General features: G+C 27.7%; 14 protein-coding genes. 4 read left to right on the top strand and 10 right to left on the bottom strand.

The features are described from left to right. Positions 1–37: 37 nt before the first annotated feature. Complete coding sequence (locus AC4FRL_RS01035) at positions 38–1,315, bottom strand: PTS sugar transporter subunit IIC (RefSeq protein ID WP_491138130.1); 1,278 nt, start codon at positions 1,313–1,315, stop codon at positions 38–40. Positions 1,316–1,807: 492 nt separating this feature from the next. Here AC4FRL_RS01035 and AC4FRL_RS01030 point away from each other — a divergent pair, with 492 nt between their 5' ends. After that, entirely contained in the window at positions 1,808–3,142 is a 1,335-nt protein-coding gene (locus AC4FRL_RS01030) for a 6-phospho-beta-glucosidase (RefSeq protein ID WP_491138129.1), read from the top strand. Positions 3,143–3,275: 133 nt separating this feature from the next. On the opposite strand, the gene AC4FRL_RS01025 is transcribed toward AC4FRL_RS01030, so the two are convergent. Further along, positions 3,276–4,022 carry a lysozyme inhibitor LprI family protein gene (locus tag AC4FRL_RS01025; protein WP_491138127.1) on the bottom strand — a complete coding sequence of 249 codons (747 nt, stop codon included), beginning with the start codon at positions 4,020–4,022 and terminating at the stop codon, positions 3,276–3,278. A gap of 289 nt (positions 4,023–4,311) precedes the next feature. Here AC4FRL_RS01025 and AC4FRL_RS01020 point away from each other — a divergent pair, with 289 nt between their 5' ends. Beyond that, positions 4,312–4,698, top strand: a complete 387-nt coding sequence (locus AC4FRL_RS01020; protein WP_491138125.1) for a hypothetical protein — start codon at positions 4,312–4,314, stop codon at positions 4,696–4,698. A gap of 30 nt (positions 4,699–4,728) precedes the next feature. On the opposite strand, the gene AC4FRL_RS01015 is transcribed toward AC4FRL_RS01020, so the two are convergent. The 3 genes from AC4FRL_RS01015 to fliB form a co-directional block, all read right to left on the bottom strand. Beyond that, positions 4,729–5,109, bottom strand: coding sequence for an SdpI family protein (locus tag AC4FRL_RS01015; RefSeq protein WP_491138124.1), 381 nt, complete (start codon positions 5,107–5,109; stop codon positions 4,729–4,731). Between the two features lie 66 nt (positions 5,110–5,175). Continuing rightward, on the bottom strand, positions 5,176–5,565 hold the full coding sequence (locus AC4FRL_RS01010; RefSeq protein WP_491138122.1) for a nuclear transport factor 2 family protein: 390 nt from the start codon (positions 5,563–5,565) through the stop codon (positions 5,176–5,178). Between the two features lie 459 nt (positions 5,566–6,024). Continuing rightward, positions 6,025–7,179: a flagellin lysine-N-methylase gene (gene fliB, locus AC4FRL_RS01005; RefSeq protein ID WP_491138120.1), complete on the bottom strand. Its 1,155-nt coding sequence runs from the start codon at positions 7,177–7,179 to the stop codon at positions 6,025–6,027. 282 nt (positions 7,180–7,461) lie between these two features. Between fliB and AC4FRL_RS01000 the strand changes: the two genes are divergently transcribed. Further along, entirely contained in the window at positions 7,462–8,607 is a 1,146-nt protein-coding gene (locus tag AC4FRL_RS01000; RefSeq protein ID WP_491138118.1) for a sialidase family protein, read from the top strand. A gap of 176 nt (positions 8,608–8,783) precedes the next feature. Here the strand turns inward: AC4FRL_RS01000 and AC4FRL_RS00995 are convergent, their stop codons facing one another. Then, positions 8,784–10,418, bottom strand: coding sequence for an EAL domain-containing protein (locus AC4FRL_RS00995; RefSeq protein WP_491138117.1), 1,635 nt, complete (start codon positions 10,416–10,418; stop codon positions 8,784–8,786). Between the two features lie 650 nt (positions 10,419–11,068). On the opposite strand from AC4FRL_RS00995, the gene AC4FRL_RS00990 reads away from it, so the two are divergent. Next, complete coding sequence (locus tag AC4FRL_RS00990; RefSeq protein ID WP_491138116.1) at positions 11,069–11,614, top strand: GNAT family N-acetyltransferase; 546 nt, start codon at positions 11,069–11,071, stop codon at positions 11,612–11,614. A 362-nt stretch (positions 11,615–11,976) separates the two neighbouring features. Here the strand turns inward: AC4FRL_RS00990 and AC4FRL_RS00985 are convergent, their stop codons facing one another. The 4 genes from AC4FRL_RS00985 to AC4FRL_RS00970 are packed head-to-tail and all read right to left on the bottom strand — an operon-like array spanning position 11,977 to position 14,417. Then, positions 11,977–12,450, bottom strand: a complete 474-nt coding sequence (locus AC4FRL_RS00985) for a EutQ-related cupin domain-containing protein (protein ID WP_491138114.1) — start codon at positions 12,448–12,450, stop codon at positions 11,977–11,979. 2 nt (positions 12,451–12,452) lie between these two features. Next, the gene (gene eutH / locus AC4FRL_RS00980; protein ID WP_491138112.1) at positions 12,453–13,550 is read right to left on the bottom strand and encodes an ethanolamine utilization protein EutH; all 1,098 of its coding nucleotides are present in this window, start codon (positions 13,548–13,550) and stop codon (positions 12,453–12,455) included. Between the two features lie 38 nt (positions 13,551–13,588). Next, positions 13,589–14,143, bottom strand: a complete 555-nt coding sequence (locus tag AC4FRL_RS00975) for an ethanolamine utilization microcompartment shell protein (protein ID WP_491138110.1) — start codon at positions 14,141–14,143, stop codon at positions 13,589–13,591. Between the two features lies 1 nt (position 14,144). Further along, positions 14,145–14,417: a EutN/CcmL family microcompartment protein gene (locus AC4FRL_RS00970; protein WP_491138108.1), complete on the bottom strand. Its 273-nt coding sequence runs from the start codon at positions 14,415–14,417 to the stop codon at positions 14,145–14,147. Positions 14,418–14,493 lie beyond the last annotated feature (76 nt).

Below are 14,493 nucleotides of genomic sequence, written 5' to 3'. Positions count from 1 at the left end.
TAACTATTTATAAAAGAAATCTTTTCAATAATTATAATTAATTTTGACCTAAATTTTGCTTATCTATAATTTTTAAAAATGGAAACCATATTAAAGCTATTATTAACATCTGTACTAATTGTAATATACCTCCCATTATTGAATTAGTAGCCATTATACCACTTATAAATACAGGTGTAGTCCATGGTATTTCAACTCCTGTACAAAGTGGAACTATTCCCCAAGCCATTGAATAATAAGCTACTATAGTCGCAACTATTGGACCTAAAATTAGCGGAATTATACATAACGGATTTAAAACTGTAGGTAATCCAAATGTAATAGGCTCATTAACATTAAATACTCCAGGTCCTAAAGCTAATTTTCCTAAATCTCTAATTCTCTTAGATTTCATTATAAAAATCATAATAACTACAACTAACAATGTTCCACCAGTTCCTCCAAGTCCATTTCTAAACGTATCTAGAAATTGTGAATTAACTATATTGGGCAATTCACGTCCTGCTTGAAAAGCTTCTAGATTTTCTATTCTTAAAACCTCCATTATTGGCTTACTTACAGGACCAACAACGTTGTCTCCATGTATTCCAAAAAACCATAAAAATTGTATTGCTCCAGTAACTAATATTGCTGCTCCTAAAGTTGATCCTATACCTAATAATGGTTTTTGAATCCAATTTACTATAAGAGAATGTATATCATATTTAAATAAATTAATTATCACAAAATTTAACAAAGTAATGGTAAAAAGAGAAAAAATAACAGGTATTAAAGCTGAAAATGATTTAGCAACATTTGGTGGAACCATTTCTGGCATAGTTATTTTCCAACCTTTTTTAAGAACAAACATATATAACTCGGCTGATAAAAAAGAAACTAACATACATACAAACATTCCTTGTGCTCCAAGTTGAGCTATATTAAAAACGCCATCAATTTTTTCTCCATTTTCTAATAATTTCATAGCTGGAGTAACTAACAAAAATGATGCTAATGATGTTGCTCCTACATATTGAGCATCTGAATCATAATTATTAGCTTTTGCTAAATAAAATCCTATTGAAAAACACAAAAATAAAGAAACTATATTTATAGTTGCATTACCAACATTCCCAAATAAATTACTCATAAAATTAGTAAATTCTTTTGGTACAAAAGGTAAGTTCATTAATATCACTGTAAAAGAACCAAAAAGAGTTATAGGAAATGTCACCATAAAAGAATCCCGTAAAACCAACAAATATTTTAATTGTCCTATTCTAGTCATAATAGGAATTACCCTTGTTTCAAACCAACCAATTATAGAATTAAACATAAAACCCACCTTCTTATATAAATTTTATAATTTAAAAGATAATTTTTAATTCTTAAGTAACTTTAGTGATTTATCTAAAAACATCTTTACTCTCACATATACCATAATGAATCAATACTATACCATAACCTTAATATTATATTGTAAAGCAGTTTCTATAGTTTTATTTAATAAAAAAACTAACTTAAAGCTATAACAATATAATATCACCTCCATCTATTTATTTATTAATTCTAACTTTCATATATAGATAATATAATTTTCTTCATTTAAAACACCTCCTTAATATTTAAATTAAGACATTTTATTCACATTATTATATATATATTTTAAAATATTTAATAATATTACAAAAAAAAATTAATTTAAAACCAATTTTTTCTAAAATAAATTTAAAAAAAATAAATATTTTATTATCAATAATATAAAGGATTTTTTTTAATTTTATTGAAATAAATACTATATTGTATTTTTATTTGGAGGGTTTATGTTATGGATAAGATTAAAATTGTAACTATTGGTGGTGGTTCAAGTTATACGCCAGAACTAATTGAAGGATTCATTAAAAGAAAGAATGAACTTCCAATAAAAGAAATATGGTTAGTTGATATAGAAGAAGGTAAAGAAAAACTAGAGATTGTTGGAGCAATGGCTAAGAGAATGGTTAAGGCTGCTGGACTTGATTGGCAAATAAACTTAACTTTAGACAGAAGAAATGCTTTAAAAGATGCTGACTTTGTTACAACACAATTTAGAGTAGGACTTTTAGAGGCTAGAATTAAAGATGAAAGAATACCTCTAAGCCATGGTATAATTGGTCAAGAAACAAATGGAGCTGGTGGAATATTTAAAGCTTTTAGAACTATTCCTGTTATATTGGATATAATAGAGGATATGAAGGAATTATGCCCTAATGCTTGGCTAGTAAACTTTACTAATCCTTCTGGAATGGTAACAGAGGCTGCTATCAAAATAGGTGGTTGGGATAAAACTATTGGTTTATGTAATGTACCTATAAACTTAATGTACCAAGATTCACAAGCTTTAGATGTACCACTAGAAAAGCTTACATTTAAATTTGCTGGTTTAAATCACTTCCATTGGCACAGAGTATGGGATGAAACAGGAAAAGAACGTACTAAGGAATTAATAGACCTTCTTTATCACCCAACTAAGTGTAAAAAGGTTGAAGGTGGAGTAAAGAACATAGCTGATATAAAATTCAACTATGAACAAATAAATGACTTAGGCATCTTGCCTTGTTTCTACCACAAGTATTATTATATTACTGATGATATGCTAAATACTGAATTAGTTGAATTTAAAAATGGCAATACAAGAGCGGAGGTAGTAAAAAGAACGGAGACAGAATTATTTGAACTTTATAAGAATCCTAAATTAGATTATAAGCCGGAGCAATTAACTAAGCGTGGTGGTACACATTATAGTGATGCAGCTTGTGAACTTATATCTTCTATATTTAATGATAAAAAAACTACAATGGTTGTTAGCACTATTAATAATGGTTGTATAAATGACTTGCCATATGATTGTGTAGTAGAAGTTTCAAGTATAATTGGTTCACATGGAGCAGTTCCAATAAACTGGGGTAAATTTGAGGCAGAACCTAGAGGAATGATACAACTTCAAAAAGCTATGGAAGAATCAACAATTAAAGCAGCAATAGATGGTAATTATAATAAAGCTTTACACGCATTCACTATAAACCCATTAATACCCTCAGGTAATTTAGCCAAAATTATTTTAGATGAACTTTTAATAGCACATAAAAAATATTTACCACAATTTTATAAGGATATTAAATAAAAATTTATAAAAAATTTTTAAAAAGAGTGTAAAATATGTACACTCTTTTAATTTATTCTATAAGTTACTCTGAAATTCATAAAAATTTTATAATCTATAGAACTTATTATCAACAATTATTTCAATTTATTCCTTAATTCATATAATTATTTATTAAATAATAACATCTATCCTTACTTGCCTTAGCCACATAAGAATTAACCATAAGAGGACATACACTTCCTCCCTTATATTCTTCCTTTATCTTATCTATATTAGCATTCTTTTCTTTAATCCATTGAACTTCGCTTTTTTCAAGCTCTGAAAATTCTTCCTTACTTAAATTTTTCTTTAAGGAATTATATATTTCATTTAACTCATCATCACAAAGCTTTGCCTGTTTTCCACTTATATAATTTAATCCACTTTGAGTAGCACCAGCTTCTGTTTGAGCTTCCTTGTCTAAATTATCATAATCTTCCTCTAAAGTAGCCATCTTTTTAATATATGTTTTCTTAAGAGAATTACTCTTTCCCAGCTTCTCTTTACTAGAAGTCCCCTCTTTATTATCTATCTTAGCAACCTTAACCTTTTCTTCACTACTCTCCTTTTTAGAAGTATTATTACTATTATTCTCCTTACTTCCTTCTTCTTTCTTAAGTTCCTTATTCTCTCCTTTATTAGCAGAGTCAGAAGACTTTTTCTCCTCTTTTAAAGCCTTATCACTATCCTTACTCTCTTGCTTTTCATTGCTATCTTTCTTAGAAGAATCCTCTAAGGTACTTTCACTTTTACTTTGAGTACCCTCCTCACTACTTACTTCTTCTTTTCCACAACCTGATAAAGTTCCAAATAAAAGTCCTGCAACTAATAACATAGCTAAACATTTTTTCTTTTTCATCCTTAAACTCCTCAAAATACCATTTTATTCTTTTTATTCAATTATATATTAATTTTTCTAAAAATAATTATCCTTTGATTTCCAATTCACAAGAAAAATACCCCTTTTATTTACAAATTAAAAAATATTTATAAATAACTTTAAAAAAAGACTATCAATAAAATAAAGCAATTGTTAATTAATAAAAAATTAAAAGTTTTGTAATAATTTTAAAATAAGGTACATTTTCCAAAGAAAAACAATAGAATATAAAGAATATTAAAACTGTAAATGTAAGGAGAGATAAATTATGACTACTTATAAAGAAAATAGATGTAAATACTGCCACAAGGAATTAGATACTTTAGAAAGAGAGGAAAAAAACAAATTCTGTTCCCTATCCTGCAAGGAAAAATACAATAAATACATGAATTTAAGAAAAAAAACTGACCTTACTTTAAGAATAAGTTGCTCTCTTCTTTTAATTCTCTACCTATTTTCCCTTTTCTACTTCTACAAAATCCCTTTCTTTAGTACACTTTGCAGAGTAATTGAGTTTTCCATAGTATTTATTTATATGATATTTCCCTTTGGAGATGATAAGGGCTTAGAAAAAAGAGGGGTTAAAAGAACAAAAATACTTTTTAGATTAGTAAGTTTTATTTTATTGATACTTTTATTAATTCATAGATTTTAACTCCCCTTCTCCTAAAGGGGAGTTATATATTTAAAGCCTTCTATTACCAAATTTATCAAAGTTTTTCTTAAGGGCCTTTTCTATAGGAAAAACTGTAAAAATAAGCATTCCACATTGTAAAAGCATAAGTATAAAGCCTAGATTTTCAATAAAGCCCTTTCTACTATTTATAAAGCATAGCATTAAAAGGAGAGAAATAAAAAACATAACTGTTCCTATTTTAATCCAAAGCTTGCCACAATACTTATGAGCAAAAAGCCAAGTATCCTCATTTTTCATAGACATAGTTGTTCTATAGCCTACAACATTATTAATTTTTCTTGGTCTCCCCTCTTTAAAATATCTCCCAAAAAATATCATTGAAGAAGGGATAAGCAAACTAATTAGGGTCATAAAAATCCAAATACCCATAATAACTCTTTCTCCTTTATAAAGATTTAAATTAATTTAATTTAAGACTTCGCTATTTTAAAAGTTTTAAAAAGGCTTAAAAAACCTTTCCTCATCTAAAAGAGTTCCTTGATGAAAAGTCATTTTCCATCTTCCTTCTTCCTTAATCCATATAGAACTTCTAAGAGAATACTTCTTCTTTTCTAATTCATCATGCTTTATAACCTTATAAGTTGCTAAAAGACAATCCTTAGAAAGTACTCTAACCTTAAAGTCTAATATCTCCCAGTTTAGTCCTTTCTCTTCCTCTTCCCCTTGAAAGACATCACCAAACTTATAATGATATTCACTTCCTAAACTGCTAAACTCCACAAAATCCTTTGATAAAATCTTTTTTATCTCAAGTGCAGACTTTCTAACCTCTGGTTTTATTAAGGCCTTTTCTAAACTTAATATTTCTTCACAAACAGAATCCATACTATCACCTCGCCAAAAATTTTATAATATTTTCTTTAAGAGTAAGCTTTTATACTAAAACTTCTAAAAACTTTTCCTAAAGCCTTTAAAAAATTAGAAAAAATTTAAATCTTAAAAAGATTAGATATAAGTAAAAAAACTAATAGCTTTCTTATATTAATATTCTATAGACAAAATATTACAAAATTAAGACAAGGTTTCTTTTAATAAGGAAAATAAAAGTAGCTACAAGAAATAAAGTCTTGTAACTACCTAAACTCTTTTGAAAAGCTTAACTTTTAGTTAGCAAAAAATTATTGTGTCGAGTAATAATCTTATATCCTAGGCCTCTTATACCTTAAGCCTCCTAAAAATCAAATCTCTCATTAATTTTATTACACTTACATTATATACCACTTAAGCCAAGTTTTAAATAGTTATTATCTATAAAGATAAATTCTCCTTAATCTCACTTAAAAATTAAAGTAAAAAAGCCATTAATTCCTCTAAGGAAAAGACCTCTTCTCTTTCAAAAATCTCCTGTAAATCCTCTACATTCTCCTCTGAATGCTCTATATCCTTAGAGTACATATAACTTATATTTACAATATCCTCCTCACCAAAACTTTTATTATTATCTAAAAATCTAAATAAGGATAATTTCTCAATAATCAAGGTACTTACTATAGCTAACTTAACCTTAGCTGAAACATCATAATCAAAAATAGCCTTCATAAAATATCTAAAAATAAAATACACAAAGATATTCTTAAACTTATAACTATTTTCCTTATAATACTTCTTAAATTCCTCTTCTTCCCTTAAATAAAAGTCCTCTCCCTTATTAATATATTCTAAGGCCTTATTAAGCTTTAAAGGGTCCTTTTCATTTATATGCTTAATTCCCTTATAAAACTTTATATATTCTCTTAAATTTACATACCTATTTTCTTTTTTCTTCTTATACTCTTTACTTTCCTTTAAGATTGACTTTATAAAATCATAATCCTCATACTCTTTTAAAAGGGAAGTAATTTCATCCATATCTCCTAAATCTATCTTATCTTGAATATCCCTTGATAAATAAAGAGATAAAATCATAAACTCCTCTAAGGTTAAATCCTCCCTATTTGCAAAGGATAAAATAATTTCTCTTGCCTTTAAAAAGTCTAAAAGTACCTCTTTCTCAAGGCCCTCTTCTTCATACTCCTTCTCCTTAGAAATTTCCTCCTCTAAAATAAAGGTTGTATTTTTACAATCTCCTAAAATAATTCTAGCTACAGTAGGACAAGACATTGAAAGGCCAATTTCCCTTAAATCTAAAAACTCCTCAGTATATCTTGGAAACTGCCTACAAGTATAACAAAGATACTCCTCCCCAAGATTTAAATAAAGGTCACAAAGGTTACTTTCATTTAAAAAAGAACATCTTCCCTTATTTAAAAGAAATATATTATCCCCCTCACTTTTTACTATCTTGCTTTTTAATACCTTTCCAAAATCTCCTTGAACTTTTTTATAAGCTTCATAACTTTCATCATCAATTACAATTTCCCATCCTGCACAACAAGTATCTTCACATTTAGATGCTATGCACTTAAATTCTTTAAAATAATTTGGAACTCTTACTTTCATCTTTTTCCTCACTTTTTAAAATAATTATACCTACGACCTTTTAATTATATCAAAAAACTTTCTACTTTCCCTCCTTAAGTTTTTTCCTTCTCCCCTAATTAAAATATGTAAGAAACTCCAAAAAGAAATATATTCCTCTTATTTAATAGTAAATATTTCTAAATACTGTTATAATTTATTTGAAAATATTCTATAATTTTCTATATATATTATTTACTTTCAAAATTTAAAATAAAAACCTTTTATAAAGGTAACTATGAATTTATGGAGGAGATTATATTTATGTGCAATAAAAAGGATGGCTTAAAGAATATAGAGATAAATAAGGACATAAAGCCCTTAATACTTTTTAATAAAGAAGATAATATATGGAACTCTAAATACTTTAGAATACCAAATCTACAAATAGTAGATGAAAATACTATTTTAGCCTTTTCAGATATTCGCTATAAGGGTCCTGATGACCATGCTTATATAGATATAGGTTGTGCAAGAAGTACAGACTTTGGTAAAACATGGACCTATAATATTGCCATGAAAAATAATAGAATAAACCAAAAATTTTCTCGTGTAATGGACTCCACAACAGTTATTACAAAAACAGGTAGAATAATATTAATTGCAGGCTCTTGGAATACAGATGGAAATTGGGCAATGACCACTAAGGAAAGAAGAAAGGACTGGTCTGTTCAAATGGTTTATTCTGATGACAAGGGAGAAAGCTGGTCTAATAAAATAGATTTAACTAAAAACTTAAAAGTTAAAAACCAACCTGAAAATACTATAGGCTGGCTAGGAGGAGTTGGTTCTGGTATTGTTATGGAAGATGGAACTATAGTTATGCCAGCACAGATTTCCCTAAGAGAAGGGGAAGAAAACAAATACTACTCCTTAATTATATATTCAAAGGATAATGGAGAAACATGGACCATGGGAAATAAAGTTCCAAATTCAAACACCTCTGAAAATATGCTTATTGAATTAGAGGGTGCTTTAATAATGAGTACAAGATATGACTATTCAGGCTATAGAGCTTCCTATATTTCTCAGGACTTAGGAGAAACTTGGGAAATATATCCCCCTTTAAATGGCAAGATATTAACAGGAAAAGGGGCTGGTTGTCAAGGTGCCTTTGTTAAAGCAATAAGTAAAAGTGGTCATAGGCTAGGTTTTATTTCTGCTCCCAAAAATACTAAGGGAGAATATATAAGAGATAATATTACTCTTTATATGATTGACTTTGATGATTTATCTAGTGGAGTTAAGGAAATATGCACCCCTTATCCTAAGGATGGAAATAACTTAGGTGGTGGTTACTCCTCTCTTTCCTTTAAAGATTCTCATTTAGCAATTCTTTATGAGGCTGATGGAAATATAGAATATAAGGATTTATCCTCTTACTTTGCTTTAATCAATAAGGAGCTTTAAAACTCTCCTTTTGTTACCATAAAAAATTAACTCACAAATAAAAAAAGAGGAAATATAAAATAAATTAATATATTTCCTCTTATAAAAATAATAAAACATTATAATAACTTAATCTTCTAAAACATAAAAATAAAATTTACTTATTCCATTTCCTCAAAAAGACTTTACTAACCCTTTTAAACCTTCTTAATCTTAAAAGCCCTTAAAGAACTAATATCTACTGGTTTTGAATAGAAATATCCTTGAATATAAACCTTGTGGTAAGAATAATTTTTAATAAGCTTAACTTGATTTTCTTCCTCAATGCCCTCAAAAACTATGGTCTTTTTATAAAGGCTACAAATATCAGCCACAAACTTAATAGTTTTCTCACTTATAAGAGATTTATCTAAATTATCTGCAAAGTATTTATCTAGCTTTATTATGTCATAATTAATCTTGTTTAAAAGGTCTAAATTAGAATATTCAACACCAAAATCATCTATAGCAATTAAAAAGCCCCATGTTTTTATGCTATCTATAGATTTTTTAATTTCACAAATATTATCTATACAAAACTTCTCAACAATCTCTAGACATATTTTAAAATCTCCCTCTTTATTATCCATAGAAATCTTATTTAAAGCCTCTAAAAACTTAGAATTTTGAATCTCTTTAAAAGATACATTTAAAGAAATATAAAAATCCTTTCCCTTAAAGTTTTCATACTCTTTTATTATCTTATAATCTGAAATAACTTTATTTAAAATCCATAGGGAAACCTCTAAACTCATATCATTTTCTTCAATCTCTTTTAAAAATACATAAGGACTTAATACTTTACCATCTTTTTTAAGTCTTATTAGAGCCTCTAAACCCTTTACTTCCTCTTTTTTAGGGTCTATAATAGGCTGATAATATAGTACATAGTTATTTTTCTTCATATAATTTCTGATTTTTCTTCTACATATAAGCTTTAAAATTTCACCTTTTTTCTTCTTATAAATATAAAGTGAAAAAAGAATTAGTATTACGATTAATATTACAGTTTCTTCCTTGTACTTATTAGCATATTTATTGAAATATTTAGTATATACATCAATTCTCTTTTTCTCCCCTAACTCTACTAAGACATCATCAACTTCCTCTACTAACTCCTCATTATTTTTATTACTTACAATATAAACAGGACCTGTTGAAAAATCAAAAATCTTGCTTATATTCTGTACTCTTTTTGTTACACCACTTAGGGTATTTTCAACTATAAAATCTATCTTTCCATGAGATAAAAGCCTTTCTTCCTCAGCATAACTTTTAACCTTTACTAAGGTTACATTTATTCCCTTACTTTTTAAAAATTCAAAAAACCATTTATTATTTGCCTCTCCTTCTATGTATCCCATTTTAAGACCCTTTAAAGAATCTAAATCTCCAACCTTTATGTTTTTATTAGTATAAACAGAAAAGTTGTCATTATTTATGTAATGGTCTGTAAAAGCAAATTCTTCTTCTCTCTCCTTGGTTTTGGTTATACCAAAAACTAAGTCAACCTCACCCTTTTTAAGCTTGTCTAAGGCTTCCTTAGCATTATGACAATCTAAATACTTATACCCCTTGTTTAACTCATCACTTATAAGCTTTAAAAGCTCATTGTAGTATCCATCTTCTTTATTTTCTTTATCAATATAATAATAAGGATAATAATTATAAAACCCTACTGTAAGTTTCCTCTTTTTATCTCCTATATCTCCCTTATTAAAAGTAAAAACAATAGCTAAAATAGAAATAATTATTAAAAATATTGAACTTAAGAATAACAATCTCTTCTTCATAAATTAACACTTCCCTAAGATACAAAACTCTTTAAAATTTTCTCCATTTAGAAATTAAAATAAAATTCTAAAAAACCTTTAAGCAATTAATTCTTTACTCTCTAAAGATATCTTTAAATAAATTCTTAAACCTTATTTAGTTATAAATAATTTTTCAAATTTTCTTCTTATAATTAAATTTTATAATAAACTTAAGCTTTTAGTTAGTAAAATCCCTTAATTTAATTTATCATAAAGAAGAATAATTAAGCCACCCTCTTTCTTCTTTATAAAAACTAAATAAATCAAAATAAAAATAGTAAACTTTAAAAATATAGTTTTTACATAAAATTTCTTCCCTGTATTCCTTAAAAAACCTCTTAAAAATCACTTATTCAATTATATAAAAATCCTGTAATATTTTCTATGAATTTCTAAAAAAATAAAAGATTATTTATTTATTATAAAATTCTAAAAATTATACTATCTTTTATAAGATAAAAAAAGGCTTAAAGTTATAATAAGTTTTTCTAAGCTTTTCTTATAAAAACACATAAGTACTAAAATCTTAGCAAAAGGAGAAGTATCTTAACTATACTTTAAGAAGTATAATTAATGTGTAGATAGGAACACTTAAAAACTTTATGTTTTTAAAGTAGGAGGATTTAAAAATGAACCTAAAAAGAATAACAAAAGAAGATAATTCCTTTAATAAAGCAATGGAAATTTACAAAAGTAGCTTTCCAGACTTTGAAAGAAGAAGTGAAAAAGACCAAAAAGAAGCTTTAAAGGATAGTAAGTATCATTTTGATGTTATATATGATGAAGAAAAACTAATAGGCATACTTCTTTACTGGGATATGGGCTCTTACAAATATATAGAGCATTTTGCCATAGACAAAGCCCTAAGAGGAAAAAATTATGGTTCTAGAGTTTTAAAAAAGTTTTGTAGCATAAATAAAAATATAATTTTAGAAATAGACCCTCCTATAGATAATACTTCTATAAAAAGACTAAACTTTTACAAAAACCTAGGCTTTAAACTTCAAGAATATGAATATACTCATCCTTCTTATAGAAAAAGTTGCAGAAAACACAATCTAAAAATTATGACCTTTAGGGAAAACATAAATCCTAAGGATTATGAAAACTTTAATCTTTTTCTATCAAAGGATGTAATGAAATATTCTGAGATAAAGGATGCCTTCATAAATTAGCCCTTTGTAAATTTTAAATACATTAAATCTAACCTTAAGCTTTCTTCTTTAAGAAAATTTAAAGTATAAAAAATACAATGGATATAGACTTTCTCTATACCTATTGTATTTTTTGTTTTTCACTTTAATTTTCCCCTAAATATTTTTACAAATTTTAGTAATATTTTCTTTTCTCTATGCATATACATATCATAGTAGGGGAGTTTTTTGATAATGTACTAATTTATCTGCTTCTTCATAAATTATACAAAAAAAACTTCTCCCTTTATAATTCGCCAAACTCTACATCAAATAAAATCTTAATATTTACCTAACCTAATAAAAATAGAGCCTAAAATTTAGGCTCTATTTTTTCATAAAAACTAAGCTTGACTTGCCCAGTCTGCTGGATAAGTTATATAAATAAATCTAGCATAGTCAGAAACTGAAAACTTTATTTTTGAACCCTTAGGTATTAAAATAATCTCTCCTGCCTCTGCTGATACCTTTCTTCCATCTACTATTATATCTAAATGACCTTCTATTACATAATCAATTTCATCATAATTTAAAGTCCAATCAAAGGTAGTTTCCTTCATTTCCATTATTCCAGCACCTAATCTTTTGCTTTCCTCTAAAGTAAATACATCCTTAGTATAAACAACATCCTTAGAATTACCTGTATCTAATCTATTTGATTCATCTACCTTAACTGTAGGAAGCTTTACAGAAATAACTCCACTTTCATCCTTATTTCTTATAAAATCAACAGTATCCTCACTATTCTTTCCTGATAACTTTTCTTCTATTATTTGTCTTACTAGCTTTTCTAATAAATCTTTACTTATGTTTTCCATAACTATTTAGCCTCCTCTATTTTACCTAAAGTTTTCTTAGCTATAAACATTGCAAGTATAACAGCAGTTACTCCCCCTACTAATTTAGCTACTATCATAGGGAATATCATTTTTGAATTAAATCCTGCTGTAAATCCTAAGTGGTCTCCTAAAACGAAGGATGCAGATACAGCAAAGGCAACGTTTATTATTTTACCTCTATCATCCATATCCTTTAACATTCCAAACATTGGTATATTGTTAGCTAAACTTGCTATCATACCAGCTGCTGCAATTTCATTCATGCCTAATAATTTTCCAAGACCCATTAAAGGCTTTTTAAATACCTTAGTTATAATGAAAACTAATGGGAAAGCCCCTGCTAAAACTATAGCAATACTTCCAACTATTTCAATACCTTCTGATATCGGTGCCATTCCAGGTATTATAACAATTCCTGTTAAAGCTTCTATAATAGCTGCTGCTAAAGCTAAAGTTATTATTATAACAACTATCTTACCAAAAATGTTAAATCCTTTTATCATAGCCTTTTCTGCAAAAGCTAGTCCTAAAGCTATTAAAATTGCAAAGATTATAATAGGAACTAAATTTTTAAGAACCATAAGTGGTGGGAATCCTGCAACAACTCCTCCAACAAAAGCTCCTATTGGTATAGTTATTATACCTGCTAAAATACCTGTTGCTAAAAATCTATGATCTTTCTTTTCTATAATTCCTAAAGAAACTGGTATAGTAAAAACTATAGTAGCTCCCATCATAGCACCTATTATTAATCCACTAAACATACCAGCTTGTGGGTCTTGTGCTAAACTAGCTGCAAGAGGTGCTCCTCCCATATCATTTGCAAGTATTGAGCCTGCAAACATAGCAGGGTCAGCTCCTAAAAAGTTAAATACTGGTGTTACTATAGGTCCTAAAACATCTGCAAGTACTGGGGCTAAACAAATAACTCCAACCATTGCTAAGGCTAGAGAACCCATTGCCATAATACCTTCTTCAAACTGAGCTCCTATTCCAAACTTATTTCCTAAACATTTGTCAATAGCTCCTAAGGCCATACAAGCAACCATAATATATACAATAACTTCATTTATAGTCATTTCTACTCCCCCCTATTTTGAAAATATGGATTTTTTCTTTACCTTATTAAATTTTTTGCTATTTCATAATGAACAAAAGGAATTACACAAGAGTTGACAATATCCTTTTTATCTAAAATAGCCTCTCCCTCTTTAAGTCCATTTTCCACACTACTTAAATCTCCTGAAACTATATAAACAAGTTTTCCCCCAATTGCAAAGGCTAAATTAAGCTTAACTAAGGAAACCTGGCTACTTTTTAAGGTTTTATCAAGAGCTAATAGTCCACTAGAAACCTTAGTAGTTTCCATTACTCCAATTGCCTTATTATCTATATTTTTTTCAGAATACATTCCCTTAAGAGCCTTTATTATGTCTTCATGAATAGAATTTATTATAAAACTTCCAACTAAATACTTCTCACTAAGCTTTATGCCAAAATCTATAGCTTCCTTAACTTCTCCCGCATCTCCATTAATAATTAAAAGAAACTTCCCAGGACAAATTGCCTTTAAGTAAGATACCTCAACAAAAGCTTTTTTAACAACCTCATTTGAAACATAAATTCCTTTACTTATGCTTCTAAATTCTAAAGCACCTATACTCTTATTCATATTAGTCCTCTAAAATATCTATAGAATCTATAATACCTACTATGGCAGCATCTATAGGAACTTCTCTATTTCCAATGGATTGTCTTGCAGCACCACCTTTAGTTATAAGAACCTTATCACCAACTCCAGCACCTACATTATCAACAGCTACAAAAAAGCCTGACTTTTCCTCATCCTTACTTTTTAAAAGCTTAACTATTAAAAACTTTTGTCCATTTAGTTTTTCATCTTTTCTAGTTGCCCAAACATTTCCTACTACTCTTCCTATTTCCATAATAATTCACTCCTAATCCTATTAATTGCTCTTTTAAAAGTTAAAACCTAAAAATTTAAAAGTTTCATGTATAAGA

This window comes from Clostridium sp. TJA032 (genome assembly GCF_058310275.1).
Note: the sequence above shows the minus strand (reverse complement) of the source record. Positions and strands in the feature narration are given on the sequence as shown.